At 43.1% G+C, this 1,507-nt stretch carries 2 protein-coding genes; both read left to right on the plus strand.

Annotated elements, in window-relative coordinates; all coding sequences use genetic code 11:
* On the plus strand, positions 1–414 hold a 414-nt coding region (locus VE944_RS24355; RefSeq protein ID WP_324983136.1), incomplete at its 5' end, for a flavin reductase family protein.
* A gap of 560 nt (positions 415–974) precedes the next feature.
* On the plus strand, positions 975–1,507 hold a 533-nt coding region (locus tag VE944_RS24360; protein WP_324983139.1), incomplete at its 3' end, for an ABC transporter ATP-binding protein.

Consider the following 1,507-nt stretch of genomic DNA (forward strand, 5'->3'; position numbering starts at 1 on the left):
ACAACTCGTGATGAAGAAACTCACAAAGGGGTTTTAACTTCTTGGGTATCGCAGGCAACTTTTAACCCGCCAGGAATTATGATTGCGATCGCTAACGAGCAAAATGCAGAGTTAATGCATCATCCTGGCGATAAATTTGTGCTGAATATCCTTAAAGAAGGAAGAAATGTTCGACGGTATTTTTCTCGTCACAGCACTTTAGGCGATAATCCCTTTGCGAATCTTGACACAAAAACTGCTCTTAATGGTTGTTTGATTTTGAATGAGGCATTAGCTTATTTAGAATGTACAGTGCAAAATCAGCTTGAATGTGGCGATAGATGGTTAATTTATGCCGTCATCGATCACGGTGAAGTGTTGGAAAATGAAGGTGTTACTGCTTTAGAACATCGGAAATCTGGCAGCTATTATTAAGTTGACTTTTCACGGTATTTGAAAAACCTCACTTCTATTTCTCTCTCCTTTTAGGAGAGAGACTTTGAATTTTCCCCCTTCCCGCGTCGGGAAGGGGGTTAGGTTTTTTGTTTTCTACATAACGTGAAAAGTCAGGTACACACACACAAGTCTTTTAGAGTTGCAATGGCATTGTTTCGACTGACAATGCAATTGTTTCGCCTAAATAAATCTCGCACTACGTTTCTATTCCGCCTCGGAATGAATTCCGAGTCTCATAGCTAAAGTCCACTCAAGTGGACTAAATAATTAATTCAGTCCACTTGAGTGGACTTCAGCTATCAGCCCTGAACTTCAGTTCTGGGCGGGATGTCGGTGAGTGTGACAGTTTCACTCTAACAAAGCCTTACAAAAAGAAAGGCTTTAATTTTTCCCCCAACCCTTGCAAGGAAGCTTGCTCGGTGGTTAAGTTTTTCAGGAACTTTACCCATTATCGGCGAATCTTAGTGCCAATCCCCTATACCCAATATCGTGATCTAAGATTGTTGGGTATTCTATAAATTGCGATCGCCACTATACCGATGATCGAAGTTGAGCATCTAAGTAAAATATACGGTTCCACCCCAGCGATTACCGATGTCACTTTTAGCGTCGAACCTGGGGAAATTTTAGGGTTGTTAGGCCCCAATGGCGCAGGTAAAACCACAACCATGAGAATTCTGGCTGGTTATTTACCGGCAACTAATGGAAATGCCCGAATTGCTGGCTACGATGTCCATGAGAATTCCCTGGCTGTACGCCAACGCATTGGTTATTTACCGGAAACACCGCCGTTATATCCAGACATGACGGTAGAGGGATTTTTGCATTTTGTCGCCCAAATTAAGGGAGTAGCAGCAGGCGATCGCCCCAACAAGGTAACAGCCGCTATCAAACGCTGCAACTTAGAAGATAAACGGCGGGTGATTATTCACAAACTCTCTAAAGGATACCGCCAAAGGGTAGGAATTGCTCAAGCGATCGTCCACGATCCACCAGCGATCATTTTAGATGAACCCACCGTTGGACTCGATCCCCGACAAATAATTGAGGTGCGGAATTTAATTAAAAGCCT

Origin of the sequence: Nostoc sp. (assembly GCF_035638895.1) — a bacterium.
Lineage (GTDB): Bacteria > Cyanobacteriota > Cyanobacteriia > Cyanobacteriales > Nostocaceae > Nostoc.